This window comes from Cupriavidus sp. H19C3 (genome assembly GCF_049393815.1).
Classification (GTDB): Bacteria; Pseudomonadota; Gammaproteobacteria; order Burkholderiales; family Burkholderiaceae; genus Cupriavidus.
Genome location: NZ_CP184985.1, coordinates 488,946 through 514,238 on the forward strand (window position 1 = coordinate 488,946; position 25,293 = coordinate 514,238).

21 protein-coding genes and 1 tRNA gene are annotated in these 25,293 nt (G+C 65.6%); 14 read left to right on the forward strand and 8 right to left on the reverse strand.

The window, feature by feature from the left end:
• Positions 1-4 precede the first annotated feature (4 nt).
• On the forward strand, positions 5-208 hold the full coding sequence (locus tag DFLDMN_RS02255; RefSeq protein WP_423196908.1) for a hypothetical protein: 204 nt from the start codon (positions 5-7) through the stop codon (positions 206-208).
• Positions 205-450, forward strand: coding sequence for a hypothetical protein (locus DFLDMN_RS02260; RefSeq protein ID WP_423196909.1), 246 nt, complete (start codon positions 205-207; stop codon positions 448-450). Before DFLDMN_RS02255 ends, DFLDMN_RS02260 begins: the two co-directional genes overlap by 4 nt.
• A 62-nt stretch (positions 451-512) precedes the next feature.
• On the opposite strand, the gene fnr is transcribed toward DFLDMN_RS02260, so the two are convergent.
• Positions 513-1,238 carry a fumarate/nitrate reduction transcriptional regulator Fnr gene (fnr, locus tag DFLDMN_RS02265; RefSeq protein ID WP_423196910.1) on the reverse strand — a complete coding sequence of 242 codons (726 nt, stop codon included), beginning with the start codon at positions 1,236-1,238 and terminating at the stop codon, positions 513-515.
• Positions 1,239-1,438: 200 nt separating this feature from the next.
• Here fnr and DFLDMN_RS02270 point away from each other — a divergent pair, with 200 nt between their 5' ends.
• From DFLDMN_RS02270 to truB, 8 genes are all read left to right on the forward strand, one after another.
• Positions 1,439-2,266 (forward strand): sulfite exporter TauE/SafE family protein, encoded by an 828-nt coding sequence (locus tag DFLDMN_RS02270; protein ID WP_423196911.1) that lies wholly within the window; start codon positions 1,439-1,441, stop codon positions 2,264-2,266.
• 754 nt (positions 2,267-3,020) lie between these two features.
• Complete coding sequence (gene scpB, locus DFLDMN_RS02275) at positions 3,021-3,920, forward strand: SMC-Scp complex subunit ScpB (protein ID WP_423196912.1); 900 nt, start codon at positions 3,021-3,023, stop codon at positions 3,918-3,920.
• Positions 3,921-3,925: 5 nt separating this feature from the next.
• Positions 3,926-5,836, forward strand: coding sequence for a 23S rRNA pseudouridine(2605) synthase RluB (rluB, locus tag DFLDMN_RS02280; RefSeq protein WP_423196913.1), 1,911 nt, complete (start codon positions 3,926-3,928; stop codon positions 5,834-5,836).
• Between the two features lie 325 nt (positions 5,837-6,161).
• Positions 6,162-6,650 carry a ribosome maturation factor RimP gene (rimP, locus tag DFLDMN_RS02285; RefSeq protein ID WP_423196914.1) on the forward strand — a complete coding sequence of 163 codons (489 nt, stop codon included), beginning with the start codon at positions 6,162-6,164 and terminating at the stop codon, positions 6,648-6,650.
• Positions 6,647-8,122, forward strand: a complete 1,476-nt coding sequence (nusA, locus tag DFLDMN_RS02290) for a transcription termination factor NusA (RefSeq protein ID WP_423196915.1) — start codon at positions 6,647-6,649, stop codon at positions 8,120-8,122. Before rimP ends, nusA begins: the two co-directional genes overlap by 4 nt.
• Before the next feature lie 82 nt (positions 8,123-8,204).
• Positions 8,205-11,099: a translation initiation factor IF-2 gene (infB, locus tag DFLDMN_RS02295; RefSeq protein WP_423196916.1), complete on the forward strand. Its 2,895-nt coding sequence runs from the start codon at positions 8,205-8,207 to the stop codon at positions 11,097-11,099.
• A gap of 60 nt (positions 11,100-11,159) precedes the next feature.
• The gene (gene rbfA / locus DFLDMN_RS02300; RefSeq protein WP_423196917.1) at positions 11,160-11,579 is read left to right on the forward strand and encodes a 30S ribosome-binding factor RbfA; all 420 of its coding nucleotides are present in this window, start codon (positions 11,160-11,162) and stop codon (positions 11,577-11,579) included.
• A 44-nt stretch (positions 11,580-11,623) separates the two neighbouring features.
• Positions 11,624-12,577 (forward strand): tRNA pseudouridine(55) synthase TruB, encoded by a 954-nt coding sequence (truB, locus tag DFLDMN_RS02305; protein ID WP_423196918.1) that lies wholly within the window; start codon positions 11,624-11,626, stop codon positions 12,575-12,577.
• A gap of 4 nt (positions 12,578-12,581) precedes the next feature.
• On the opposite strand, the gene DFLDMN_RS02310 is transcribed toward truB, so the two are convergent.
• Genes DFLDMN_RS02310 through DFLDMN_RS02325 form a run of 4 tightly spaced genes read right to left on the reverse strand, consistent with a single transcriptional unit; the run spans position 12,582 to position 17,491 of the window.
• Positions 12,582-14,174 carry a DHA2 family efflux MFS transporter permease subunit gene (locus tag DFLDMN_RS02310; protein WP_423196919.1) on the reverse strand — a complete coding sequence of 531 codons (1,593 nt, stop codon included), beginning with the start codon at positions 14,172-14,174 and terminating at the stop codon, positions 12,582-12,584.
• Positions 14,175-14,184: 10 nt separating this feature from the next.
• Entirely contained in the window at positions 14,185-15,435 is a 1,251-nt protein-coding gene (locus DFLDMN_RS02315) for an HlyD family efflux transporter periplasmic adaptor subunit (RefSeq protein WP_423196920.1), read from the reverse strand.
• Positions 15,432-16,979 carry an AdeC/AdeK/OprM family multidrug efflux complex outer membrane factor gene (locus DFLDMN_RS02320; RefSeq protein ID WP_423196921.1) on the reverse strand — a complete coding sequence of 516 codons (1,548 nt, stop codon included), beginning with the start codon at positions 16,977-16,979 and terminating at the stop codon, positions 15,432-15,434. Before DFLDMN_RS02320 ends, DFLDMN_RS02315 begins: the two co-directional genes overlap by 4 nt.
• On the reverse strand, positions 16,976-17,491 hold the full coding sequence (locus DFLDMN_RS02325; RefSeq protein ID WP_423196922.1) for a MarR family winged helix-turn-helix transcriptional regulator: 516 nt from the start codon (positions 17,489-17,491) through the stop codon (positions 16,976-16,978). Before DFLDMN_RS02325 ends, DFLDMN_RS02320 begins: the two co-directional genes overlap by 4 nt.
• 214 nt (positions 17,492-17,705) lie before the next feature.
• Here DFLDMN_RS02325 and typA point away from each other — a divergent pair, with 214 nt between their 5' ends.
• Positions 17,706-19,526: a translational GTPase TypA gene (gene typA / locus DFLDMN_RS02330; RefSeq protein WP_423196923.1), complete on the forward strand. Its 1,821-nt coding sequence runs from the start codon at positions 17,706-17,708 to the stop codon at positions 19,524-19,526.
• 55 nt (positions 19,527-19,581) lie between these two features.
• On the opposite strand, the gene DFLDMN_RS02335 is transcribed toward typA, so the two are convergent.
• A complete protein-coding gene (locus DFLDMN_RS02335) occupies positions 19,582-20,463 on the reverse strand; it encodes a sterol desaturase family protein (RefSeq protein WP_423196924.1) in 882 nt (293 codons plus the stop codon).
• Between the two features lie 237 nt (positions 20,464-20,700).
• Here DFLDMN_RS02335 and DFLDMN_RS02340 point away from each other — a divergent pair, with 237 nt between their 5' ends.
• The 3 genes from DFLDMN_RS02340 to DFLDMN_RS02350 all read left to right on the forward strand — a co-directional run bounded on the left by DFLDMN_RS02340 (position 20,701) and on the right by DFLDMN_RS02350 (position 22,911).
• A complete protein-coding gene (locus DFLDMN_RS02340) occupies positions 20,701-21,795 on the forward strand; it encodes an enoyl-CoA hydratase/isomerase family protein (RefSeq protein WP_423196925.1) in 1,095 nt (364 codons plus the stop codon).
• 59 nt (positions 21,796-21,854) lie between these two features.
• Positions 21,855-22,418 carry an NADPH-dependent FMN reductase gene (locus DFLDMN_RS02345; protein ID WP_423196926.1) on the forward strand — a complete coding sequence of 188 codons (564 nt, stop codon included), beginning with the start codon at positions 21,855-21,857 and terminating at the stop codon, positions 22,416-22,418.
• Between the two features lie 417 nt (positions 22,419-22,835).
• Positions 22,836-22,911: transfer RNA gene (locus tag DFLDMN_RS02350), tRNA-His, on the forward strand.
• Between the two features lie 126 nt (positions 22,912-23,037).
• On the opposite strand, the gene DFLDMN_RS02355 is transcribed toward DFLDMN_RS02350, so the two are convergent.
• Both DFLDMN_RS02355 and dusA read right to left on the reverse strand, forming a co-directional pair.
• Positions 23,038-23,298: a hypothetical protein gene (locus tag DFLDMN_RS02355; protein ID WP_423196927.1), complete on the reverse strand. Its 261-nt coding sequence runs from the start codon at positions 23,296-23,298 to the stop codon at positions 23,038-23,040.
• An 884-nt stretch (positions 23,299-24,182) separates the two neighbouring features.
• A complete protein-coding gene (gene dusA, locus DFLDMN_RS02360) occupies positions 24,183-25,187 on the reverse strand; it encodes a tRNA dihydrouridine(20/20a) synthase DusA (RefSeq protein WP_423198284.1) in 1,005 nt (334 codons plus the stop codon).
• Positions 25,188-25,293 lie beyond the last annotated feature (106 nt).

The window sequence follows — 25,293 nt, forward strand, 5'->3', positions numbered from 1 at the left end:
TGCCATGTCCCAGGCAAAACCGTGGTGGAAGGAACCGTGGCCCTGGCTGTTGATGAGCGGGCCACTACTGGCGATGATCGGCTGCGGTATCACGATCTGGCTGGCCGCGACCCATGCGGACCGCCCCGTCGGCGAGGCCGTGCGGCATGGCCTGGTGGTGGAGCGCGCCGCGCCGGGACAGCCCGGCACCGAGGCGAGGCGGCCATGAGATGGCGCTGGCTGATGTGGGTGCTCTGGCCCGCGTTTCTCGTCGCGGGGGTGGCGACGGCGGGGGTCTTCTCGCTGATCGATCCGGGCGACCTGATGTTCTTCGGCCATCCGATCCAGGCGTCGCGCGAGGCGGTCTACACGGTGGGGTTCCTGCTCGCGTGGGCGCTGTGCGCGCTGTCGAGCGGACTCACGCTCTATACGATGCCGGTGCGGCTGGCCGATACGGACGAGCTGGAGTAGGTGAGACGGTGAGACTGTGAGAGGGAAGTGGCGCCGGGCGGGGCGCTGGCGCGCCGGCGGGTTCAGCAGCTACGGCTGTAGATCTGCTTGAGGCCCGCCGTATCGACGAGCTTGACATGACGCTGACGAATCTGGATCAACCCCGCTTCGGCAAAGCGCGAGAACAGGCGGCTCACGGTCTCGAGTTTGAGGCCGAGATAGCTGCCGATTTCCTCGCGGCTCATGCGCAGCACGAACTCGCTCGACGAGTAGCCGCGCGCGGCCAGACGGTTGGACAGGTTGATCAGGAACGCGGCCAGTCTTTCCTCGGCGCGCATCGAGCCGAGGGTCATCAGCATCAGATGGTCCTGCGAGATCTCGCGGCTCATCAGGCGGAGAAACTGCTGCTGCAGCGAAGGCAGTTCGCCGGACAGCGCGGTGAGGTCGTTGAAGCGGACCACGCAGACCTCGGTGTCTTCCAGCGCGGACGCATCGGAGGCGTGCTGCATTTCGCAGAGGCCATCGAGTCCGACGATCTCGCCCGGCAGGTGAAAGCCCGTGATCTGCGAGCGGCCGTCTTCCATCGTCACATGCGTCTTGAGGGTGCCAAAGCGGATCGCGTAGACCGCGGTGAGCGGATCGCCCATGCGGTAGAGCGTGTCGCCCTTGTGAATGCGAAAGCGTTCCTGGACAAGCGTATCGATCTTCTCGAGGTCCTGCTCGTTCATGCCAACCGGCAGGCAGAACTGACCCAGTGCACACGTGGAGCAGCGGGGGGACATCTCGGTGATCGGGATCGGCGTGAGCAATTGGAACCTGTGAATAAGGAACCTGCGAACAAGGAACCTGCGAACAAGGAACCTGCGAACAAGAACCCTGTGAATACGGAACCGGTTGATAAGAAACCGGTTGCCAGGGAGTCGGTAAGGAACCGGTTGCTTAGGCGCGCTCGCGGGGGCGCACGATGAAGGCATTCTAGCTTGCGCGCCTAGACGAAAGCGAGAAACACTTGATATTTGAGATACTTTTCAGCGTATTCCTATTAGCGTTATTTGGCGGCATCCATTGCGCGGCAATGTGTGGCGGCATCTCGCTTGCAGTGGAACGCCATCGCGAAACGCCGGTGCGGATAATTGCGCGTGCCGACGGTGTGCAATGGCGTCGTGTGTGGTGGCGCGACACGCTCGTCATGCATGCGGGCCGCGTCAGTACCTACACGATGCTCGGTGCGCTGATGGGGGCCATGGGCGCGCTCGCATGGAAGCAGGACATCGTGCCGCTGCAGCGCGCGCTGTTTGGCGCCGGTAGCGCGATGCTGGTGCTGTCCGGTCTCTGGCTCGCGCGTGGCAGCGCCCCGCGCCTGCCCCGGCTTGAACGCATGGCGGCCCGCGCGGCGCAGGCGCTGACCGGTATCGCGCGTGCCGCGCTGCACGCCGCGCGTGCCACGCACGGGCTGGGCCTCGCGAACGGCGACAGCCTGGCCGCGCTGCGCAGCCCGGGTCACGCCATGGTGGCGCCACCGTGGCTGCGCCGCTACGCCATCGGCCTGGCGTGGGGCCTGGTGCCGTGCGGGATGGTCTATGCCGCGCTCGCGCTGGCACTGCTGGCCGGCAATGCCGCCTCGGGCGCGCTCGTGATGATCGCGTTCGGCCTGGGCACGCTGCCCAACCTGATCGTGCTGTCGGGCCTCTCGGGCTGGCTGCGCCAGCAGGCGCGCCGGCCGCCGGTCCGCATGGTGGCCGGGCTGGTGATCGCGACGTTCGGCGTGGCCGGCGTGGCGCGGGCCATCCTGCTGCCGGACGTGCTGGCCGCGCATGGCTTCTGCCTGGTGCTCTGAGCGCCGGCGTCGTGGCGCGGATGCCACCGCGGATGGGCGCGGCCCATGGCGCTGCGGCACGGTACCCGGCGTGACACCGGCGTGGCACCGGGAGCGGGCATCGTTGCAACGATGTCCCGTGGCGGTTGCAGCCGGGCCCGGGTATGCCATACAATCGCGGGAACCACGGTATCGCACGTAGTTTGTGGCGTCCGCGTCATCGATGGCGGCTCCCTGATCTGGGGAGTGCGTCCAGGGATCCAGGGCAGCGAAGGCGTGCCTGATCCGTTCCCACGGTATTTCCGGTTTAAAAGATCTGGTTCAAAAGACCGGGCAACGCTGGGGAGCGGCGATGCCGGCCCCGGGTGTAGCATGCCTTGAGCCGGCGACCTGGATGGCGCGTGAGGGCGCGTGAGGGCGTCAGTGAGTGCCTGATAGGGCTCGATACCGCTTTGTCGTTTTATCTTGCCGTCGCGTCGTCCGGTTCGAGGGATCTGAATGGTCCGGTACGGTGCGAAGCGACGATGGTCCGCCCCTGAGGGAGGAGGCGCGACGCAAGAGGTCCATCGGCCGGCCACGCCGGACGCAGGACAATCTCCTGCCGGATCGACCCGGCAAATCGAGGCATCACAACGAAGTGCACGGCTCTGGTGCGGCAAGCATGCGAGTTGGCTGCGCGATGAGATGGCGGTAGTGTTCCTGCCGCTGAATCCGAAATCTCCCGTGCTTCGGGACTTGTCCGGAAGCAGGTGCAATACAGGCTGCACGCAATCACATGAATACCCAAGAGGCGAAGATCGTCCTCGAGACCGCGCTGATCTGTGCGCAGGAACCGTTGCGCGTGAACGACCTGCGCAAGCTGTTCGCCGATGACGTCGGGGCCGATACGATCCGCGTATTGCTCGAGGAACTGCGCCAGGATTGGCAGCAACGGGGGGTGGAACTGGTGGCGCTGGCCAGCGGCTGGCGCTTCCAGAGCCGCCCGGAAATGCGTGAATTCCTGGACCGCCTGAATCCGGAAAAGCCGCCCAAGTATTCGCGCGCGGTCATGGAGACGCTGGCGATCATCGCCTATCGCCAGCCGGTGACGCGCGGCGATATCGAGGAGATTCGCGGCGTGACGGTCAGCACGGACGTCATCAAGAAGCTGGAGGATCGCAGCTGGATCGAGGTCATTGGCCATCGCGACGTGCCGGGACGCCCGGCGCTGTACGCGACCACCAAGGCGTTCCTCGACGACCTCGGCCTGCGTACCCTGGACGAGCTGCCGCCGCTGGAGGACGCGCAGGCGCAGGTGCAGGCCGCGCTGCTCGACCAGCAGGCCATCGATTTCGAAGAGATTGCCACGGCCAATCCGCCGGCCAGTGGCGACGAGGAAGCATTCGCGGAACCGGAAACGGTAATGGAACCCCCGGCGGCCGCGTTACCGGAAACGGTAACGGACGGGCAGCCGGAGGCAGTTCGCGTCGATGACCCCATCGGCGAATCCACCGAGGACCAGGCTGTCGCCGCCGACGAGCCGCCCCCTCACCACGGTCAGGATGACGACGGACCTGTCACGCAGGCCAACGGCATCCATCTGGACATCGACGCACCTGCCGGGGAGGCATCCCCGGAGTCGCCGGACGGCAACCTGCCGCATCCGGCCGAGGACGATGAGCGCGTGTCCAACTGAACAACATGCAACATCCGATAGTGAATATTTTGTCTGATTCCGTTGAGCAAGACGTCCGCCAGCCGGACGACACCGGTGCGACGCCGGATGCCGGTGGCACCGACGGTGCACCGCGCCGCAAGGGTCTGCGCCGTGGCTTGCGCAACCTGGTGGCATCGCGCCGCCAGGCCGCACAGGACCGCGATCCCGGTCGCACGGAAGCGGGCGGCGAGAGTACGGCGGGCGAGGCGGGCGGTGCCACCGAGGCTGCCGGCGCGGCACCCGCGCGCGAGCCGCGTGGGCGCGGCCGGCGCAAGCCGGTAGCGACGGAGGCAGGCGAACGCGGCGAAGCCGCGGCGGGTGCGCAGCCGGGTAGTGCGGGGGGGCAACCGCAGGGCCAGGCCCCAGGCCAGTCCCAAGGTCAGGCGCAGGGTAACCGCAAGCGTCGCCAGCAACCGCAGCGCAAGGCCGCGCTGGTCGACGGCGAGACGCGTCCGGCCGGCGGCAACGCAGCGGGCAAGCGCAAGCCGGGTGGTCCGCGCAACAAGAACCAGGGTCAACAGGGTCAGCAGGGCCCGAACCGGGCCGGCGACCGGAACGGCGGCGACAAGCCGTTTGCCAAGGGCGCCAAGCCGGGCAAGGGCGGCGTGAGCGGTGCCGAAGACCTGTTCCGCTTCGTGATCTCGGACCAGTACGACCAGGAAGACATGGTCCTGCCGCGCACCAAGGCCAAGCCCGTGCGCGAACTGTCCGCCGAGGACGATGCGCCCAAGCTGCACAAGGTGCTCGCGGAAGGCGGGCTGGGCTCGCGCCGCGAGATGGAAGAGCTGATTCTGCAGGGGCGCGTTTCCGTCAATGGTCTGCCCGCGCATATCGGCCAACGCATCCTGCCGACCGACCAGGTGCGCGTCAACGGCAAGCTGATTCACCGCAAGATCTCGAGCAAGCCGCCGCGCGTGCTGCTCTATCACAAGCCGGCCGGCGAAATCGTCAGCCAGTCCGACCCGGAAGGCCGTCCCACCGTGTTCGACAACCTGCCGCGCATCAAGACCGGCAAGTGGGTCGCCGTGGGCCGTCTCGACTTCAACACCGAAGGCCTGCTGATCTTCACGACCTCGGGCGATATCGCCAATCGCTTCATGCATCCGCGCTACGGCGTGGAGCGTGAGTATGCGGTGCGTACGCTCGGGGAGCTGGCCGAGGCCGATCGTCAACGCCTGCTTCATGGCATCCAGCTCGACGATGGCGAGGCGAATTTCCTGCGCATCGCCGATGGCGGTGGCGAGGGCGTCAACCAGTGGTACCACGTGGCGCTGACCGAAGGGCGCAATCGTGAAGTGCGCCGCATGTTCGAGGCCGTGGGACTGACGGTGTCGCGCCTGATCCGCACGCGCTATGGCCAGTTCCTGCTGCCGCGCGGCCTCAAGCGTGGTCGCTGGCAGGAACTGGAGGCGAGCGACGTGCGCGCGCTGATGACTGGCATTGGCCTGAAGGCGCCAGCCAAGGGCGAGCAGCAGTCCAAGGGTGGCACCAAGGTGGGCGGCCGCAAGCAGCGTACCGAGGCTGCCATCGCCGGCATGCCCATGCCGACCGGCATGGATGGCCTGCCGCGCTTCGACAAGGGCGGCGCGCGGGCCGGCAGCGGTGCGGGCCGCGGTCAGCCCGATCCGATGCAGACGTCGATGGGTTACATCCCGACCGGGCCCGCGCCGCTGACGTCGCACACCACCAAGTTCGGTGGCGGCCAGCCCGGCATGCGCGGTGGCGCCGGTGGTGGCGCCGGCAATCGTGGTGGTGCGCGCCAGCAGCAACGGCGCGGTGGCGGCGACGTCAACGGCAACGTGATGCCGAAGGCCGCCAAGGGCGGTGCCAACCGTCGCCAGCGCGGCCGCGGCGGCCATCATGGCGGCGGCGGCGGGCAGGGCGGCAACCGCTGAGCACGGAGGGATCCGGCGTCACCGCGTCTGGTGTCGCCGGAGGCGGGTGTGCCCCGGCACGGGGCGCGATATGCCGCAGGCTTTTGCCTTTTGGACATAATCCGCGTATAATTAAAGTCTATTCAAAGAGTCATCCTCCTCGTGAGGGTGGGCGAATGATGGGCATTGCGCCCATTTTTTTTTGGTTCGCCCGTTTGTGCACGGTTTGTGCGCGCCGCGAGGGTGTGTGCCTCGTGCGCGGCATGGGAGGATGGCCGGCAGGCAGGCAAGGTTGCCGGCCCGCCAGCCCCCCATCGGTTGTTGATGGCCATTACTCGGGATTACAGTGCATCTGGCAGATTTGATCGAAACCACCCTTAGCGGCATGGGCTACGAATTGGTTGAGCTTGAGCGTGCCCCGGCCGGACTGTTGCGTGTTTATATCGATCAACCTGACACCGGCATCGTTATCGAGGACTGCGAAAAGGTAAGCCGCCAGCTTACCCACGTGCTCATGGTCGAAAACGTCGACTACGAGCGCCTCGAGGTATCGTCGCCCGGTCTCGACCGGCCGCTGAAGAAGTTGGCCGATTACGTCCGTTTTGCCGGGGCCGAGGCGCGCATCACGCTGCGCCTGCCGGTCAATGGCCAGAAGAATTTCGTTGGCATCCTGCGTGAACCCGCGGGAGAGGCCGGAGCCGAGAAGATCGGCCTGGAATTCGAGGGCAAGGATGGCCCGGCGCTGCTGGAATTTGCCATATCCGATGTCGACAAGGCACGCCTGGTGCCGGTGATCGACTTCAAAGGAAATCAAAGAAAAGGGAACAAGCAATGAGCCGCGAAGTTCTGTTGCTCGTCGATGCGCTTGCGCGTGAAAAGAACGTCGACAAGGATGTGGTATTCGGTGCGCTGGAAGCGGCACTCGCTTCCGCCACCAAGAAGCGTTTCGAGGAGGACGTGGATATCCGCGTCGCCATCGACCGTGAATCCGGTGAGCACGAGACGTTCCGTCGCTGGCTTGTGGTTCCCGATGAACAAGGCCTGCAGGAGCCGGACAAGCAGATCCTGCTGTTCGAGGCCCGCGAGCAGAACCCGGACGCCCAGCTCGACGACTATGTCGAAGAGCAGATCGAGTCGGTGGAGTTTGGCCGGATCGGCGCGCAGGCGGCCAAGCAGGTGATCTTGCAGCGTATCCGCGACGCGGAGCGCGAGCAGATCCTGAACGACTATCTGGACCGCGGCGAGAAGGTGATGACCGGTACGGTCAAGCGCGCCGACAAGAAGGGCCTGATCGTGGAATCGGGCCGGGTTGAGGCGCTGTTGGCGCGGGACCAGATCATCCCGAAGGAAAACCTGCGTACCGGCGACCGCGTGCGGGCGTATATCCTCAATGTGGACCGCGCCGCGCGCGGACCGCAGATCGAGCTGTCGCGCACCGCGCCCGAGTTCCTGATCAAGCTGTTCGAGAACGAAGTGCCCGAGATGGAACAGGGCCTGCTCGAGATCAAGGCCGCGGCGCGCGATCCGGGCGTACGTGCCAAGATCGCGGTGGTGGCGCACGACAAGCGCATCGATCCGATCGGCACCTGCGTCGGTGTGCGCGGTACGCGTGTGACCGCGGTGCGCAACGAGATTGGCGGCGAGGCCGTGGACATCGTGCTGTGGTCGGAGGATCCGGCGCAGTTCGTGATCGGCGCGCTGGCACCGGCCCAGGTGCAGTCGATCGTCGTCGATGAAGAGAAGCACAGCATGGACGTGGTGGTGGACGAAGAGAATCTCGCCGTCGCCATCGGTCGCAGCGGGCAGAATGTCCGCCTCGCTTCCGAGCTGACCGGCTGGCAGATCAACATCATGACGCAGGAAGAATCGGCGCAGAAGCAGGCCGAGGAAAGCGAGGCCGTACGCAAGCTGTTCATGGCCAAGCTGGACGTGGACGAGGAAGTGGCGGATATCCTGATCGAAGAGGGCTTCTCCACGCTGGAAGAAGTGGCCTACGTGCCCATCAACGAAATGATGGAAATCGAGGCCTTCGACGAGGACACCGTCAACGAGCTGCGCAATCGTGCACGCGATGCGCTGCTGACGATGGAACTGGCACGGGAAGAAAAGGTGGAAGAGGTATCGCAGGACCTGCGCTCCCTCGAGGGCCTGACTCCCGAGCTGATCGGCAAGCTGGCCGAAGGCAATATCCACACGCGCGACGACCTGGCCGAGCTGGCCGTCGATGAGCTGGTCGAGATGATTGGCGTGAGCGAGGAAGATGCCCGCGCGCTGATCATGAAGGCACGGGAACATTGGTTCAACTGAGGGACACGGCCGGGATGGCTTCCGGCCGCGCTTTCCGCATCAATCTGTCCCGACGTAGAAACCGAGTATTGAAAGGGTTTGAATGGCAAGCACAACAGTTGCCCAACTGGCCGCAGAACTGAGCCGCAGCGCAGCTGCCCTGCTGGAACAATTGCAGGCAGCTGGGGTGGGCAAGGCGACGCCTGAAGACATCATCACCGAAGCGGACAAGACCAGACTGCTCGACTATCTCAAGCGGTCGCATGGCCAGGCCGACGACAGCGCTCGCAAGAAGATCACGCTGACCAAGCGCGAGACTTCCGAGATCCGCCAGGCCGACTCCACCGGCAAGACACGTACCGTGCAGGTCGAGGTGCGCAAGAAGCGCGTCCTGATCAAGCGCGACGAAGCCGCGGCCGACGGCCAGGCCGAGCAGGGTGAGGCGCACGAAGTGAGCGCTGCTGCCGAACAGGCGCGCCGCGAGGAAGACGAGCGCCAGCAGGCGGAACTGGCACGCCAGGAAGCCGAACTCAAGGCACGCCGCGAGGCCGCCGAGCGTGAGGAAGCCGAGCGTCATGCCCGCCAGGAAGCGCTCGAAGCCGAGCAGCGCCGCCAGGCCGAACTGCTGGCACGCAAGGCCGAGGAAGAAGCCGCTGCCGCGCGTGCGGTGGCCGAGGCCGCCGAGGAAGCCGCGCGCAGCAAGGCCGAGGACGAGAAGAAGCGCCTCGCCGCCGAGCGCGTGGAAGCGCAGAAGGCCGCCGACGATGCCAAGGCAGCCGCCGATACGGCGCGCGCCGAGCAGGATGCCGCGCGCCGCCGCCGCGAAGCCGCCGAAGCCGAGGCCCGCGCCATCCAGCAGATGCTGAATGCGCCGGCACGCGTGCTCAAGGCACCGTCGGAACGCAAGGCCGAGGAGAAGAAGGCCGAGCAGACCGGCACGCTGCACAAGCCGGTCAAGGCGCCGGGTACGGAAGCGAAGAAGGACGACAAGAAGGCGCCCGCCACGGCGGCCGCCGGCGCGGGTGCCGCCGCCACGACCGACAAGAAGGGCAAGCTGGTCAAGGCCGGCACGTCGTCGACGTGGCAGGACGAAGGCTCGCGCAAGAAGGGCAGCGGCCTGAAGACGCGCGGCGATTCGTCGGGCGGCGTGGGTGGCTGGCGCGGGGGCCCGCGTGGCCGCGGCGGCAAGCAGCATGCCGACGATGCGCGCAGCAACTTCCAGGCGCCGACGGAACCGGTGGTGCGCGAGGTGCACGTGCCCGAGACCATCTCGGTGGCCGACCTGGCGCACAAGATGTCCGTGAAGGCATCCGAGGTCATCAAGCAGATGATGAAGCTCGGCCAGATGGTGACGATCAACCAGGTGCTGGACCAGGAAACCGCCATGATCGTGGTGGAGGAAATGGGCCACAAGGCGTTTGCCGCCAAGCTGGACGATCCGGAAGCGCTGCTCGTGGTGGATGGCGAGGAACACGCCGACGCCGAACTGCTGCCGCGTCCGCCGGTCGTGACCGTGATGGGCCACGTCGACCACGGCAAGACCTCGCTGCTCGACTACATCCGCCGCACCAAGGTCGCCGCGGGCGAAGCGGGCGGCATTACGCAGCATATCGGCGCGTATCACGTGGAAACCGATCGGGGCGTGATCACGTTCCTCGATACTCCGGGTCACGAGGCCTTTACGGCAATGCGTGCACGTGGTGCCAAGGCAACCGATATCGTGATTCTGGTGGTGGCCGCCGATGACGGCGTGATGCCGCAGACCAAGGAAGCCATCGCCCACGCCAAGGCGGCCGGGGTGCCCATCGTGGTGGCGATCAACAAGATCGACAAGCCCGAAGCCAACCCGGACCGCGTCAAGCAGGAACTGGTGGCCGAGCAGGTGGTGCCGGAAGAGTACGGCGGCGATTCGCCGTTCGTGCCGGTGTCGGCCAAGAACGGTACCGGCATCGACGAACTGCTCGAGCAGGTGCTGCTGCAGGCCGAAGTGCTGGAACTGAAGGCACCGGTCGACGCACCGGCCAAGGGCCTCGTGGTGGAAGCGCAGCTCGACAAGGGCAAGGGTCCGATCGCGACGATCCTGGTGACAAGCGGTACGCTCAAGCGCGGCGACGTCGTGCTGGCGGGCAGCGCCTATGGCCGCGTGCGCGCGATGCTCGACGAGAACAGCAAGCCGGCGAAGGAAGCCGGTCCGTCGATCCCGGTGGAAATCCAGGGTCTGTCGGAAGTGCCTGCCGCTGGTGAAGAAGTACTGGTACTGCCGGACGAGCGCAAGGCGCGTGAAATCGCGCTGTTCCGCCAGGGCAAGTTCCGCGACGTCAAGCTGGCCAAGCAGCAGGCGGCCAAGCTCGAGACCATGCTGGAGCAGATGAGCGAAGGCGAAGTCCAGACGCTGCCGTTGATCGTGAAGGCCGACGTGCAGGGTTCGCAGGAAGCGCTGGTGCAGTCGCTGCAGAAGCTGTCCACCGACGAAGTGCGCGTGCAGATCGTGCATGGCGGCGTGGGTGGCATCTCCGAGTCCGACGTCAACCTGGCCACGGCCTCGAAGGCGGTCATCATCGGCTTCAACGTGCGGGCAGACGCCGGCGCGCGCAAGCTGGCCGAGCACAATGGCATCGACATCCGTTACTACAACATCATTTACGATGCGGTGGACGAGATCAAGGCAGCCATGTCGGGCATGCTGGCGCCGGAGAAGCGCGAGACCACGATTGGCCAGGTGGAGGTGCGCCAGGTCTTCCGTGTGCCGAAGGTCGGCGCGGTGGCCGGCTGTATGGTCACCGACGGTCTGATCAAGCGGACTTCGCTGGTGCGCGTGCTGCGCAACAACGTGGTGATTCACAGCGGCGAACTCGATTCGCTCAAGCGCTTCAAGGACGATGTCCGCGAAGTGAAGCAAGGCTTCGAGTGCGGCCTGTCGATCAAGAACTTCAACGACGTTCAGGAAGGCGACCAGCTCGAGGTGTACGAAATCACCGAAGTGGCACGGACGCTGTAAGGCGACGCAACGGTGGCGGGCAAGTCCCGCCACTGTCACTTTGGAACCAGACAGTTTGGAATGGCCAAGAAAGGCACGATCTCTTCCCGCAATATCCGACTCTCCGATCAGATCCAGAAGGACCTGGCGGAGATGATCCAGCGCGAGCTGCGCGATCCGCGCCTGGGGCTGGTGACGCTCCAGTCCGTGACGCTGACGCCGGACTATGCGCATGCCAAGGTGTATTTCACCGTGCTGGGCGCCGAGCCCGAGGTGGCAGGCGCGATTCTCAACGAGAAGGCCGGCTACCTGCATTCGCTGCTGTTCAAGCGCCTGCATATCCATACCGTGCCGACGCTGCATTTCCATCACGACACCTCGGTCGAACATGCCATCGAGATGTCGAAGCTGATCACCGAGGCCAACGCGACGCGCTCGAAGGACGAGGCTGCCGACGAGGCCAGCGACGACACCAGCGACGACACCAAGGGCGACAAGTAAGTCGTCTGTCCTGTGGCGTGCCGCGCGGCGCGCCTTTTTCCCCGATGACCGATTCCCAAGCCACCCGTCCGCCCCGCTTGCCGCGCCGCGACGTGCATGGCGTGCTGCTGCTCGACAAGCCCCTGGGCTTGTCTTCCAACGACGCGCTGGTGCGCGCCAAGCGTCTGCTGCGCGCGCTCAAGGCCGGCCACACGGGCACACTCGATCCGCTTGCCACCGGCCTGCTGCCGTTGTGCTTTGGCGAGGCCACCAAGTTCTCGCAGGATCTGCTCGATGCCGACAAGACCTACGAGGCCGTGGTGCGGTTGGGCCAGACCACGACCACCGGCGACGCCGAGGGCGAGGTGCTGGTCGAGCGCGCGGTGCAGTGCGACCGTGCGGCGGTCGAAGCGGCCATGACGCGCTTTACCGGCACCATCGAGCAGGTGCCGCCGATGTACTCGGCGCTCAAGAAGGATGGCCGGCCGCTCTACGCATATGCGCGTGCCGGGCAAACCGTGGAGCGCGCGGCGCGCACCGTCACGATCCATGCGCTGTCGTTACTGGCGCTGTCGCTCGACGCAGGGGTGACGCCGGCCCTGACGATGCGGGTGACCTGCAGCAAGGGCACGTATATCCGGACGCTGGCCGAGGACATCGGCGAGGCGCTGGGCTGCGGTGCGCATCTGACGGCGTTGCGGCGCACGGCGGTCGGCGACCTGACGCTGGCGGGTGCCGTCACGCTGGAACAGATCGAGGCCCAGCCCGACGAGGCACGCCCGACGCTGCTGGCGCCCGTGGATGCGCTGCTGCAGCGTTGTGCGCCCGTGCAGCTCGACGATGCCGCCACGGCGCGTTTCCTGCAGGGCCAGCGCATCGCACGGCGCGATCTGCCCGTCGACACCGTGCTCGACGAAGGGGTGCTTGCGCGCGTCTATGGCGGTGTGCCGGCGCGCCTGCTGGGTGTGGCGCGGATGCGCGAAGGCGCGTTGCGACCCGAGCGGCTGGTCCGGCTCTAACGCTTCAATGCGCCCCCGCCGCATCGGCACCGCCGCCGCCGCGGGCGCGTCTGGTCAGCCAGACGAAGACGATCAGCACAAAGAACAGCACGCCCGAAATCCAGAAGATATCGTTGGCGCCCAGCATCGCCGCCTGTTGCGAGATGTTGCGTTCGATCACGCCGACTGCCTGGGTCTGGCTCATGCCCAGTTGCATCAGCTGATGCAGCTGGGCGGTATACGTCGGGTTGTACGGATTGATCTGCTCGACCAGCTGCGCGTGGTGAAGGGCGGAGCGGTTCTCCCACACCGTGGTCGAGATCGACGCGCCGATCGCACCGAACGTGATCCGCACGAAGTTCGACAGCCCCGATGCGGCCGGAATCTTCTCGGGCGGCTGTCCCGACAGGATGATCGCGGTCAGCGGAATGAAGAACATCGCCATGGCGGCGCCCTGGATCAAGGTGGGGATCATCAGCGTACGTGTGTCGACGCCCGTGGTGAACTGCGCGCGCATCAGACTGACGATGCCGAATGTCACGAACGCGGCGGTCGCTACCCAGCGCGCATCGATCCTGGGCAGCACGCGGCCGATGACCGGCGATAGCAGGATGGCGAAGATACCGACCGGTGCCATCACGATGCCGGCATCGGTCGCGGTATAGCCGATGATGGTCTGCAGCCACAGCGGCAGGATCACGAGGTTGCCGAAGAACAGGCCATAGGCGACCGAGATCGCCACCACGCCTGCCGTGAAGTTGCGGCCCTGGAACAGGTGGATATCGACGATCGGATGTGTCTCGTAGAACTCCCACGCAACAAAGAACAGGAAGCCGACCACGGCGACGATGGCCAGCGTGACGATGGCGGTCGAGTGAAACCAGTCGAGCTCCTTGCCCTTGTCGAGCATCAGTTGCATCGAACCGACCCAGATCACGAGCAACGCCAGGCCGATGCGGTCGATCGGCAGGATGCGCGTGGGGGTTTCACGCTCGCGGTAGATGGCCCAGGTGGCATAGGCGGCGCCGAGGCCGACCGGGATGTTGATATAGAAGATCCACGGCCACGTCATGTTGTCGGAAATCCAGCCGCCCAGCAGCGGCCCCATGATGGGCGCCACCAGCGTGGTCATGCCCCAGAGCGCGAGCGCCATCGAACTCTTGGCCGGTGGGTAGCTGGCCAGCAGCAGCGATTGCGAGAGCGGAATCATGGGCCCGGCGACGGCGCCCTGCAGGATCCGCGCGGCGAGCAGCGTCTCCAGGTTGGGCGCCACGCCGCACAGCCAGGACGACAGCACGAACAGCAGGATCGACGTGACGAACAGGCGCACCGCGCCGAAGCGCGTGGTGAGCCAGCCTGTGAGCGGCACCGAGATCGCGTTGGCCACGGCGAACGAGGTGATGACCCAGGTGCCCTGGTTGGGCGCCACGCCGAGGTCGCCCGAGATGGCAGGAATCGATACGTTGGCGATCGACGAGTCGAGCACGTTCATGAACGTGGCAAGCGATAGCGCGATGGTGCCGACGATCAGGCGGCCGCCGGTCAACGGAGCCGGGGCGGCCGGCCGGGCAGGGGCGGCACGGGGGCCGTCGGCGGGGGCGGTGATGGCGTCGGCCATGGCGGGTGGGTCAGACGTGCTTGCCCGCGGCGCGCGCGGCGCCGGCCGGCGTCGGTCCCACCACGGGGCCGGTGGCGGTACGGCCACCGTTGTTGAGCGCGATGATGCGCGCGATCAGCTGGTCGGCATCCTGCGCCACCTTGTCATAGACGGTGGTTTCCAGCGGCGGGCGGTTGACGGCGCTGGTCATGGTCGCGCCTTCTTCGCGGCGCACGTCGACCGTGACGTTCATCGACAGGCCCACCCGTAGCGGATGGTCCTTGAGCTGCCGCGGATCGAGTGCGATGCGCACCGGCAGGCGCTGCACCACCTTGATCCAGTTGCCGGTGGCGTTTTGCGCCGGCAGCAGCGAGAACGCGGCGCCGGTGCCGGCCGAGAAACCTTCCACCTTGCCGGTGTAGCGCACCTTCGAACCATAGACATCGGCCTCGAGCTCCACCGGCTGGCCCACGCGCATATGCGTGATCTGGACTTCCTTGAAGTTGGCATCGACCCAGACCTGTTCGAGCGGGACCACCGCCATCAGCGGCGCGCCCGGCGCCACACGCTGACCCACCTGCACCGAGCGCTTGGCGACATACCCCGTCACCGGCGCCGGCAGCGTGGAACGCGCAAAGGCGAGATACGCGGCACGCAGGTTGGCGGCGGCGCGCTGCACGGTGGGATGCTTCGCCACCGTGGTCTGGTCGGTCAGCGCCTGGTTGGATGTGAGCTGTTCCTGCGCGGCGAGCAACGCCGATTCGGCGGCCTGCAGGGCGGTGCGCGCGTGGTCGATTTCCTCGCTCGATACCGCCCCCGAGCCGGCGATGGCCTGGCGGCGGCGCAGATCGTCACGTGCCTTGGCTACGTCGGCACGTCGCATGGCGACCTGCGCGGCGAGCGAGCCGTTGTTGACGTAGAGCGTGCGGACCTCGCGCACGGCCTGTCCAAGCTGCGCCTCGGCCTGTTCCAGCGTAACCTGCGCATCGGCCCGGTCGAGCTGGATCAGCGGCTGGCCCGCGGTGACGAGTTGCGTGTCATCTGCCGCGATGGACACCACCGTGCCGCCCACCAGCGGGGTGACCTGTACCACGTTGCCGGCCACGTAGGCATCGTCGGTGGATTCGAAATGGCGCGCGTAGAGCGCCCAGTAAAGGCCATAGCCGATTCCGGCCACCACCACGGCGGTGGTCAGGGCGATCAGCAGGCGCCTGCGCTTGCCGTTGTTGCCGGCCGGTGCCGGCGGGTTGGGGGTGCCGGCCGCTGGTGCGTTGTTGCTCATGTCGGTCTCTCGGGTGTGCTGTGTGCGTTGTGCCGAGGCTGATGGTCGGCCTGGCTGTCGCTGTGGCTGTCGCTATGGTTGTCGCTATGGCTGGCGGCCGGGTGGCTGGCTTCTGGTGCGGTCTCCTGGTAGCCACCGCCAAGCGCTTTCACCAGGCCGATCTGCAAGTCGAGTCGCCGCGCCTGCAGGTCGGTGGCCAGGCGGCGCTGCTGCAGCACCGTGCTCTCGGCGTTGAGTACGGTCAGCTGCGTGCCCAGGCCGGCCTTGTAGCGTGTGGTGGCCAGCGCATAGGCATGCTCGGCAAGGTCGAGCGCCTCGCGCTGCGTGCGGATCTGCTGGTCGACGCTGCGAATGCTGGTGACGGTGTCCGCCGTCTCGCGCAGCGCATCGACCAATGTCTGGTTGTAGCTCGCCACGGCGATGTCGTACTGCGCATAGCGGCCCTTCAGGTTGGCGCGCAGGCGACCGCCGGCAAAGATCGGCAACTGGATGGCGGGGCCGAAGCCGAACGTGCGGCTGATGCCGAGCAGCAGGTTCGACGGGTCGAGCGAGGCCACGCCGGCATACGCGCTGAACGTGATATCGGGCAGGAATTCCTTCCGGGCCACGCTGACGTCGCCGGCGGCGGCCTCCACGCGCCAGCGCGCCGCGACGATATCGGGCCGGCGGCCGAGCAGGCCGATGGTGAGGTCGTCCGGCAACTGCGGTGTGGCACGCGCAAGCAGCGTGGGCCGCGCGATCTGCAAGCCGCGGTCCGGCCCCTTGCCGAGCAGCGCGGCAATCTGGTTGCGCGCCAGCGCGATGTCTTCGTCGATGCGTTCCAGATCGGTCTGCGCGGCGGCCACCGTCCCGCGCGCCTGCGTGGTTTCCACCTGCGTGTCGAGACCGGCGGCGAGCCGCTGGCGCGACAGCTCGGTCAGGTCGCGACGTTGGGCAATGGCGCGCTCGGCCACGTCGCGCTGGGCGTAGAGCGCGGCCAGTCGGTTGTAGTTGCGCGCGATGGCCGTGGCCAGCATCAGCTTCGACGCCTGGCTCTCGGCCTCGGCGGCACGGTCTTCTGACAACGCGGCTTCGAGCGCAGCGCGGTTCTTGCCCCAGAAATCGAAGTCGTAATCGAGCCCGAACTGCAGGCGCGAGGCGTTTTGCCACGAGCCGGCCAGCGGCGTGCCCGCGAACAGGTCGGTCGACGAGAAGCGCTGGCGTACGATGCTGCCTTCGAAATCGATGCCCGGATACAGGTTGGCGCGCGTGGCCTGGGCCATGGCGCGCGAGGCCTCTACCCGCGCAAACGCTGCCTGCAGGTTCGGATTGTCGTGGACGGCCTCGTCGACGAGCGCACGCAGTTGCGGGTCATGGAACTGGTCGACCCAGTCTTGCGAGGGCCACTGGCCATGCTGCGCGGGCAGGGTGCTGGCCGACGCGAGCTGACCGGGCTGTGTCATGGTCTGCGTGCTCTGCGAGTCGCCGAACGCGGCGCAGCCGGCGAGCACCGCCGCGGCCATGGCCGTCAGCGCAAGCTGCCCCAGCTGGCGAACGTGGTTCATGATCGATCCTGTCTGTAGAGGTCGTGGTGGTTCTCGATCACGCGCTGGAGCATGCCGCGCAATGTGTCGATCTCCTCGGCCGAGAAGCCCTTGAAATGGCTGCGCAGCACGTCGCAGTAGACGGCGGGCAGCCGGCTGGCCAGCGCCGCGCCCGCGGGCGTGATGGACAGATCCACGACGCGGCGGTCATCGTCGCGGCGCGTGCGCGCGATCAGCCCGCGCCGCTCCATGCGGCTCAGCAGCCGGGTGATGGAGCCGGCGTCGGTGCCGAGCTCGCGGCCCAGATCGGTCACGGTATGGGCGGTGCCCTGGGCGAGCATCATCAGGCAGCCAGCCTGCGCGTGCGTGATATCGAGATCGGCGATCTGCTGCTCGACCGCACACGCCAGCCGGCTCTTGGCCCGTGCGAGCAGATAGCCGATGCTGCGCCCCATTTGGTACGACGCCGGGTCGAAGAGATCGTCGCCGGAGCGGGCGCGGTCGGTGGGCGCGGATTGTGCGGTCGATGTCATCTGTTGCCACTGCAAAGGTTGCCGTGGCAAATGTAGGCATGTGACGCGGGGGTGACAACCGATGCAATGCCATATTGCACGGTTAGCAATAAAATGAACTGACCTGTCTGACAGTGCCGTCGGCGCTGCCGGCAATGAAAGGGTGCCGTCTTGCGCTGCAGCATGCTAGAATGTCGGGTTATTTTTTGATCGCTCCGCTTCAGGGGACGCTGCAATGACCCGCGCTATCCGCAACATCGCCATCATCGCCCACGTCGATCATGGCAAGACCACCCTGGTCGACCAACTCCTGCGCCAGGCAGGCACCTTCCGCGAAAACCAGCAGATCGCGGAACGCGTGATGGACTCGAACGACCTGGAAAAGGAACGCGGGATCACGATCCTCGCGAAGAACTGTGCCGTCGAATACAACGGCACGCATATCAATATCGTCGACACCCCGGGCCACGCCGACTTCGGTGGCGAGGTCGAGCGTGTGCTCTCGATGGTCGACGGCGTGCTGCTGCTGGTGGACGCCGTGGAAGGCCCGATGCCGCAGACGCGCTTTGTCACCCGCAAGGCGCTCGCGCTAGGCCTGAAGCCGATCGTCGTGATCAACAAGATCGACCGTCCGGGCGCACGTCCCGACTGGGTCATCAACCAGACCTTCGACCTGTTCGACAAGCTCGGCGCCAACGACGAGCAGCTCGACTTCCCGGTGATCTACGCCTCGGGTCTGAACGGCTACGCCGGCCTGACCGAAGACGTGCGCGACGGCGACATGAAGCCGCTGTTCGAGACCGTGCTGGCCAAGGTGCCCGTGCGTAACGACGATCCGGACGGTCCGCTGCAACTGCAGATCATCTCGCTCGACTATTCGAGCTACGTCGGCAAGATCGGCGTGGGCCGCATCTCGCGTGGCCGCGCGCGTCCGCTGCAGGACGTGGTGGTCAAGTTCGGTCCCGAGGGCAACCCGATCAAGGGCCGCATCAACCAGGTGCTGAAGTTCCGTGGTCTCGAGCGCGAGATCGTGCCCGAAGCGGAAGCCGGCGACATCGTGCTGGTCAACGGCATCGAGGAGCTTGGCATCGGCTGCACCGTGTGCGCGCCGGAAGCGCAGGACGCGCTGCCGATGATCAAGGTGGACGAGCCCACGCTGACCATGAACTTCTGCGTCAACACGTCGCCGCTGGCCGGCCGTGAAGGCAAGTTCGTCACCAGCCGCCAGCTCCGCGAGCGCCTGGACCGCGAACTGAAGTCGAACGTGGCGCTGCGCGTGGCCGACACCGGCGACGACACCGTGTTCGAAGTCTCGGGCCGCGGCGAACTGCACCTGACCATCCTGCTCGAAAACATGCGCCGTGAAGGCTACGAGCTGGCCGTGTCGCGTCCGCGCGTGGTGTTCAAGGACATCGACGGCGTCCGTCACGAGCCGTACGAACTGCTGACCGTGGATGTGGAAGACGGCCACCAGGGTGCCGTGATGGAAGAGCTCGGCCGCCGCAAGGGCGAACTGCTCGACATGGCCTCGGACGGCAAGGGTCGCACCCGCCTCGAGTACCGTATTCCGGCCCGTGGCCTGATCGGCTTCCAGGGCGAATTCCTGACGCTGACGCGCGGTACCGGCCTGATCAGCCATATCTTCGACGACTATGCGCCGGTGCGCGAAGGCGGCCTGGGCGATCGTCACAACGGCGTGCTGATCTCGCAGGACGATGGCGATGCGGTGGCCTATGCGCTGTGGAAGCTGCAGGATCGCGGCCGCATGTTCGTCAAGCCTGGCGATGCGCTCTATGAGGGCATGATCATCGGTATCCACAGCCGCGACAACGATCTCGTGGTCAACCCGATCAAGGGCAAGCAGCTGACCAACGTGCGCGCGTCGGGTACCGACGAAGCCGTGCGCCTGGTGCCGCCGATCCAGATGTCGCTCGAATACGCGGTGGAATTCATCGCCGACGACGAGCTGGTGGAAATCACGCCGAAGAGCATCCGCCTGCGCAAGCGCTTCCTGAAGGAGCACGAGCGCAAGCGTGCCGCCCGCGAAGGCGCATAAGTGCCGATGCCAATAAAAAGCCGCGCCTCCGGGCGCGGTTTTTTATTGCCTGCGTTCAGCGCGGCGCAGCCTTCGCCGCCGGCGCGCGCGGGCTGCGCCATTCCGGCGGCTTCCACAGATAGCGCGGATCGCGGTCATGCCAGGCGTCGGCGAACATGGCGCGCCATTCGTGGAAAGTCAGCGTGAGCGGATTGTGGGTGCGGATCTGCCGCGTGATGCCGAATTCCGGGGCTTCCCGTTCCGGCACGAAGGTGCCGAACAGGCGGTCCCACACCGTCAGCACGCCGGCGTAGTTGCGATCGATATACGCGGGATTGCGTGCATGGTGGACGCGATGGACCGAGGGCGTGTTGAACACGGTCTCGACCCACGGCCAAGGCGCGCCGAGGCGCGTGTGGACGAAGAACTGGAACGCCAGGTTCAGGCCCACCGCCAGAATGACCCAGTCAGGCGTGAAGCCGATCCACGCCAGTGGCAGCCAGAACAGCCACATGCCGGAGAGCGGATACGTCAGGCTCTGCCGGAACGCCGTTGAAAAATTCATTCCTTCCGACGAGTGGTGCGTGACATGCGACGCCCATAGCCAGCGCACGCGATGGCTGGCACGGTGAAACCAGTAATAGAGCAAGTCCTGCAATACCAGCAGCAGCACGAACGACCACCAGGTCTCGGGCAACGCGCGTAGCCCGTGCGTGTAGGTCCAGGCATACACCGTGCGAATCATCAGCCACAGGAAGAATACATCCGAGGCCTGATGCATGAGCGCGAGCGTGGCATTGGATATCGTGTCGCGCCAGCTGTATATCGACCGGTCTCGTCGCGCCCAGTACCAGGCTTCCCAGCCGACGGTGAGCAGGAATACCGGAGCGAAGGCGAGCAGGATCAGGCCGGGATCGAGCGCGGCGCTGGCGGGTGGGCCGGGCAGGGTGGTCGTCATGTTGCCAGTGTGCACGGTTCGCCGAAAATTGCATGGAGGAAGTCTTCCATACGCGGTCCCGATGTCCGGAAATGTCGTGCCCGCGTCGTGGCGCCCGGCAGGCTGGCGTAGAATCGTGCGATTCAGGCGATCCGCGGCTCGGGGCGGATCGGCATGGCCCGCGCGGCGCTTATCCAACGCCAGGGCAACCCGCTACGGCCGCAAGCACAACATGAAGCCACAGGGGAGTCGAGACAAATGACGGAGTTTGTAGCAACGACGGTGCAAGGCGGTGTCGGGTACCTGACGCTGACGCGGCCTCAGGCCCTCAACGCGCTGTCGCTGGAAATGATTCGCGCCATGACCGATGCGCTGCAGCGGTGGGCGACGGATCCGGCCGTGGCCGCCGTGGTGGTGGCCGGGGCGGGTGGCAAGGCGTTCTGCGCGGGTGGCGATATCCGCTGGTTTCACCGTGCGCACCACGAGGGCGATCCGTTGCTCGACCAGTTTTTCGTCGAGGAATACGCGCTCAATCATCTGATTCACCGTTACCCGAAGCCCTATATCGCGTTGATGGACGGCGTGGTGATGGGCGGCGGCATGGGCATTTCGCAGGGCGCGCGGCTGCGCATCGTGACCGACCGCACCCGCATGGCCATGCCGGAAACCAATATCGGCCTGTTTCCCGATGTAGGCGGCGGCTGGTTCCTGGCCCGCACGCCGGGCCGCATCGGGGAATACCTGGGCCTGACCGGTACCGTGATCACGGCTGCCGATGCCATCTATGCGGGTCTTGCCGATGCCTACCTGCCCGCCAACACGCTGGCCGAGATGGTGGCCTCGCTGGAGGCCGCGCGCTTCGACAGCGGCGACGCCGTGCTTGCGCATATCGACAGCCATATCGAACGCTTCCGCCGCGAGCATCCCGACGCATGCCGGCCGCGCGACAGCGAACTCGCGCAGCGTGCCGGGGAGATCGACCGCACCTTTGGCGGTGCCACGGTCGCGGCCATCCTGCACGATGTGAGCGATACCGCCGGCGACTGGGCGGCGCAGACCGCCGCCATGTTGCGCACGCGTTCGCCGCTGATGCTGTGCGTCACGCTCGAGCAGATTCGCCGCGCGCGCGATATGGCGCTCGAGGACGAACTGCGCATGGAGCTGGACATGATGTACGAAGTGTTCCGGCATGGCGACGGCGTGGAAGGTATCCGCGCGCTCGCCATCGACAAGGATCACAAGCCGCGCTGGAGTCCGGCGCGGCTCGACGAAGTTTCACCCGCCCGTGTGCGTGCGTTCTTCGACAGCCCATGGCGGCGCGAGGACCATCCGCTCGCGGGCCTCGGCCGCTAGGCAGGCGCACCGTCAAAGACGGTGCTTTCTCACCTTCCCTCTCTCCCAAAGGAAACAGTATGAGTCATCCCCGTGATGTCGCCGTGATCGTTGGTAGCCTCCGCAAGGAGTCCCTCAATCGCAAGATGGCACTTGCCCTGGCCGCTGTCGCGCCGCCGCAGCTCAAGCTGGAGATCGTGGAGATCGGCGAGCTGCCGCTCTACAACGAGGACCTGGAAACCGACCAGCCGCCCGCGGCCTGGACCGCGTTCCGCCAACGTGTGCAGCGTGCGGATGCCGTGCTGTTCCTCACGCCCGAGTACAACCGCTCGGTGCCCGCAGCGCTGAAGAACGCGCTCGACGTGGGTTCGCGCCCGTATGGCAAGAGCGTGTGGAGCGGCAAGCCGGGCGGCGTGATCAGCGTGTCGCCCGGTGCGATCGGCGGCTTCGGCGCCAACCACCATCTGCGCCAGTCGCTCGTGTTCCTCGACATTCCGGTGTTGCAGCAGCCGGAAGCGTATATCGGCGGCGCGGCCAACCTGTTCGATGCGAGCGGCAACGTGACCAACGAGAGCACGCGTGGCTTCCTCAGCAAGTACATGACGACGTTTGCCAACTGGATCGAGCGCACCGGTACGCGCTGATCGCGGTGAGTGGGTGAATGCGGTGAACGCGGTGAACGCGCGCGCGGAGGTGGGGTCAGTCCAGTCCTACATGCGGTCGCGGGCGTGACCCGACATCGGTGGGGTGGCTGCCTTTCTATAGTGGAATCACAGATTCACGACAGGAAAGGAGCAGACATCATGCCGTACATCATCGCCTGGCTACTTGGTGTTCCCGCGTTTGTGCTGATCCTCATCTGGCTGTTCATGCACTAAGCATCGACGCACAGTGAGACTACGACGACCTGGGAAGACAAACCAAAGCGGCGCCTGCGGGCGCCGCTTTTGTTCGATCCCGGGCAGCGAAAATTTTTGTGCGTAGTACTAGCCATCGATCGAAGTTACTTGTAGAATCTTGGTTTTCGTTGATCGCGAACAAGCGGTGAGCGAATAACGACGGTGGCTGTAGCTCAGTTGGTAGAGTCCAGGATTGTGATTCCTGTCGTCGTGGGTTCGAGTCCCATCAGCCACCCCAAGCATTCCTCAAAACAGCGCCTCTTTGCAGGCGCTGTTTTGTTTTGGGTGGTGCTTCGTTGGCGGTGCCTCGTTGGTGGTGCTTGATTGGTGCTTGCTGGGTTGCCGAGACCGGTAGCGGCAGCGATCAACGGCCGCCTTGCCATTTGGCTTCGAGCAGCACCGCTTCCTTGATGGCGGCGATGGTGTCTTCCTCGCTCGGGAACAGGCCCAGCAAGCGCTTCGACTTGCCGTTGAGGACATCCTGTTGCAGCGCCTTGCCGGCGGCGTCGGAGGTTCCGTGGTGCCAGCAGTAGCGGGCTGTCCATTTGCCGTCCTGCAGCTGTTCGGCCACCCAGATCAGGCGATAGTCTTCGAAGATCACGCCGAACGACTCTTGCTCGTCCATTTTCCAAACACCTTCCAAGCCTGGGTTCGATTACCGTCGCGACCGGGTTCGGGACCGCGTTCGACCGTAATCGGATACGTCCGGCTTACAGCGATTTATCCTCCGCCTCGAGCCCGCGTTTTTGCGCGGCGCTCGCACCCCTTATGCCGACTCCGCAGCATTGAATCGGATCGTAGCACGGGTTTTGGCCCGTACCGCGGAATTAACACTGCTGCTTGAGACGGGTGTGCGATATCGACGGGGCATTCGGAAAATGGGTGGCCCAAAATCGGAAAAATCTAACGCCGTCGCCCCTACCAAGGCAGGGTTCTGTCGAGATGGCGGGCTGCGAGATACTTGTTGCCGAGGGACATTGACCCCCCTCGACATTCCCGTCAGGCGGCCTTCCATCGAAGTGTCGCCTGCTTTTTTCTGGGGAAGCCGGCCGCCGTCCACAGCGCGCGTAGCCGACGCGCGCTGCACCTGCCCTGCGGATGTATCCCGGCGCGGGCAAAAAAAGAGCCCGCCGCAGCGGACTCTTAAATTTAGCGATCTCAATTGCCCTGAAGGCCCCTCCAATGTAGCTGGCGCGTGCGTGCTCGACCATTCGGGTAAACGGAGGTAAGCGCGGCAGCGGGGCATGCCAGCCCTCCGGGACGGGCATTCATGAAAAAAAAGCCCGCACGGGGCGGGCTAATAATCAGTTGAAGAAAGCCCTGTATTCGAGGGCCCGCTCAGTTTAAGAACTTGAGGCAGTGCTGGCGAATTAGGGGAATCCCTTTGCCGGCGCGGGTTTGCGGACGGCGGCAGCCGCAAAGTGCCGGTCCCACTACGTTTTCAGTACGATCGTTCGAAATTAGAGTGTTTCCTCGGTGCGGCGCAGCACACCCCGCCGCGGGCCGGGATCAGGCAGCTTCGAGCCATTCCGGCCGCAGATGCGAGCGCGCTTCCTCGAACAGGGCAGCCACGTCCGCCACCGAGCGCGCGGCGTGCATGCGGCGCGCATCGGACAGCACACGACGCCAGCCGCGACCGCCGTGCACCCCGCGATGGAGGCCCAGCATATGCCGGGTGGCGGCGCCCATATAGCCGCCGGTCGCGACCAGCTGGCCGATATAGTCCTGCATCGCCAGTTCGACATCATGGCGGCCGGGGACCGGGGTGTCGGCCCCATAAAAGCGCTGGTCCATTTCCGCCAGGAAGTAGGGCTGATGATATGCCTCGCGGCCGATCATCACGCCATCCACATATTCAAGATGCGTGGCAATCGCCTCGTACGATGCGATACCACCATTAATCAGTATTTCGAGGTGCGGAAATTCGCGCTTCAGCTGATAGGCAACTTCATAACGCAGCGGCGGAATTTCCCGATTTTCTTTCGGGCTCAATCCCTTCAAAATGGCATTGCGCGCATGCACAATAAATGTTTCACATCCGGCCGCCGCAATGGTCCCGACAAAATCCCGCACAAAATCGTAATGTTCAATCGTGTCGATCCCAATCCGGTGCTTTACCGTGACCGGTACTGAAACCGCATCGCGCATCGCCTTGACGCAATCGGCAACCAGTTGCGGCTCGGCCATCAGGCAAGCGCCAAAGGCACCGCGCTGCACCCGCTCGGAGGGGCAACCGCAGTTCAGGTTGATCTCGGCATAGCCCCAGCGCTCGCCCAGCCTCGCGGCCTGGGCAAGGTCAGCGGGTTCGCTTCCGCCCAGTTGCAGCGCCACAGGCTGTTCCGCCGCGTCGAAATCGAGATGCCGCGCCACGTCGCCATGCAGCAGCGCGCCGGTGGTCACCATCTCGGTATAGAGCCAGGTGTGCTGGCTTAGCGAGCGGTGAAACATGCGGCAATGGCGATCGGTCCAGTCCATCATGGGAGCGACCGAGATGCGGCGGGGATTGACTTTCATCGACAAGGATTGGCAGGGCGCGGGTGGCGCGGGCATTCCGGACGGGCGCGTGGTGCGGGTGATCGGGTTGATCGGCCGCGCGCCGGGCACGAAAAACACAGCAGTA

Coding starts and splice junctions, on each gene's coding strand:
- DFLDMN_RS02340 (WP_423196925.1), top strand. CDS start 20,701: ATGACGGAGTTTGTAGCAACGACGGTGCAAGGCGGTGTCGGGTACCTG.
- rbfA (WP_423196917.1), top strand. CDS start 11,160: ATGGCCAAGAAAGGCACGATCTCTTCCCGCAATATCCGACTCTCCGAT.
- DFLDMN_RS02310 (WP_423196919.1), bottom strand. CDS start 14,174: ATGGCCGACGCCATCACCGCCCCCGCCGACGGCCCCCGTGCCGCCCCT.
- DFLDMN_RS02260 (WP_423196909.1), top strand. CDS start 205: ATGAGATGGCGCTGGCTGATGTGGGTGCTCTGGCCCGCGTTTCTCGTC.
- DFLDMN_RS02315 (WP_423196920.1), bottom strand. CDS start 15,435: ATGAGCAACAACGCACCAGCGGCCGGCACCCCCAACCCGCCGGCACCG.
- DFLDMN_RS02325 (WP_423196922.1), bottom strand. CDS start 17,491: ATGACATCGACCGCACAATCCGCGCCCACCGACCGCGCCCGCTCCGGC.
- nusA (WP_423196915.1), top strand. CDS start 6,647: ATGAGCCGCGAAGTTCTGTTGCTCGTCGATGCGCTTGCGCGTGAAAAG.
- DFLDMN_RS02255 (WP_423196908.1), top strand. CDS start 5: ATGTCCCAGGCAAAACCGTGGTGGAAGGAACCGTGGCCCTGGCTGTTG.
- scpB (WP_423196912.1), top strand. CDS start 3,021: ATGAATACCCAAGAGGCGAAGATCGTCCTCGAGACCGCGCTGATCTGT.
- typA (WP_423196923.1), top strand. CDS start 17,706: ATGACCCGCGCTATCCGCAACATCGCCATCATCGCCCACGTCGATCAT.
- infB (WP_423196916.1), top strand. CDS start 8,205: ATGGCAAGCACAACAGTTGCCCAACTGGCCGCAGAACTGAGCCGCAGC.
- truB (WP_423196918.1), top strand. CDS start 11,624: ATGACCGATTCCCAAGCCACCCGTCCGCCCCGCTTGCCGCGCCGCGAC.
- rluB (WP_423196913.1), top strand. CDS start 3,926: ATGCAACATCCGATAGTGAATATTTTGTCTGATTCCGTTGAGCAAGAC.
- DFLDMN_RS02355 (WP_423196927.1), bottom strand. CDS start 23,298: ATGGACGAGCAAGAGTCGTTCGGCGTGATCTTCGAAGACTATCGCCTG.
- DFLDMN_RS02345 (WP_423196926.1), top strand. CDS start 21,855: ATGAGTCATCCCCGTGATGTCGCCGTGATCGTTGGTAGCCTCCGCAAG.
- DFLDMN_RS02335 (WP_423196924.1), bottom strand. CDS start 20,463: ATGACGACCACCCTGCCCGGCCCACCCGCCAGCGCCGCGCTCGATCCC.
- DFLDMN_RS02320 (WP_423196921.1), bottom strand. CDS start 16,979: ATGAACCACGTTCGCCAGCTGGGGCAGCTTGCGCTGACGGCCATGGCC.
- dusA (WP_423198284.1), bottom strand. CDS start 25,187: ATGAAAGTCAATCCCCGCCGCATCTCGGTCGCTCCCATGATGGACTGG.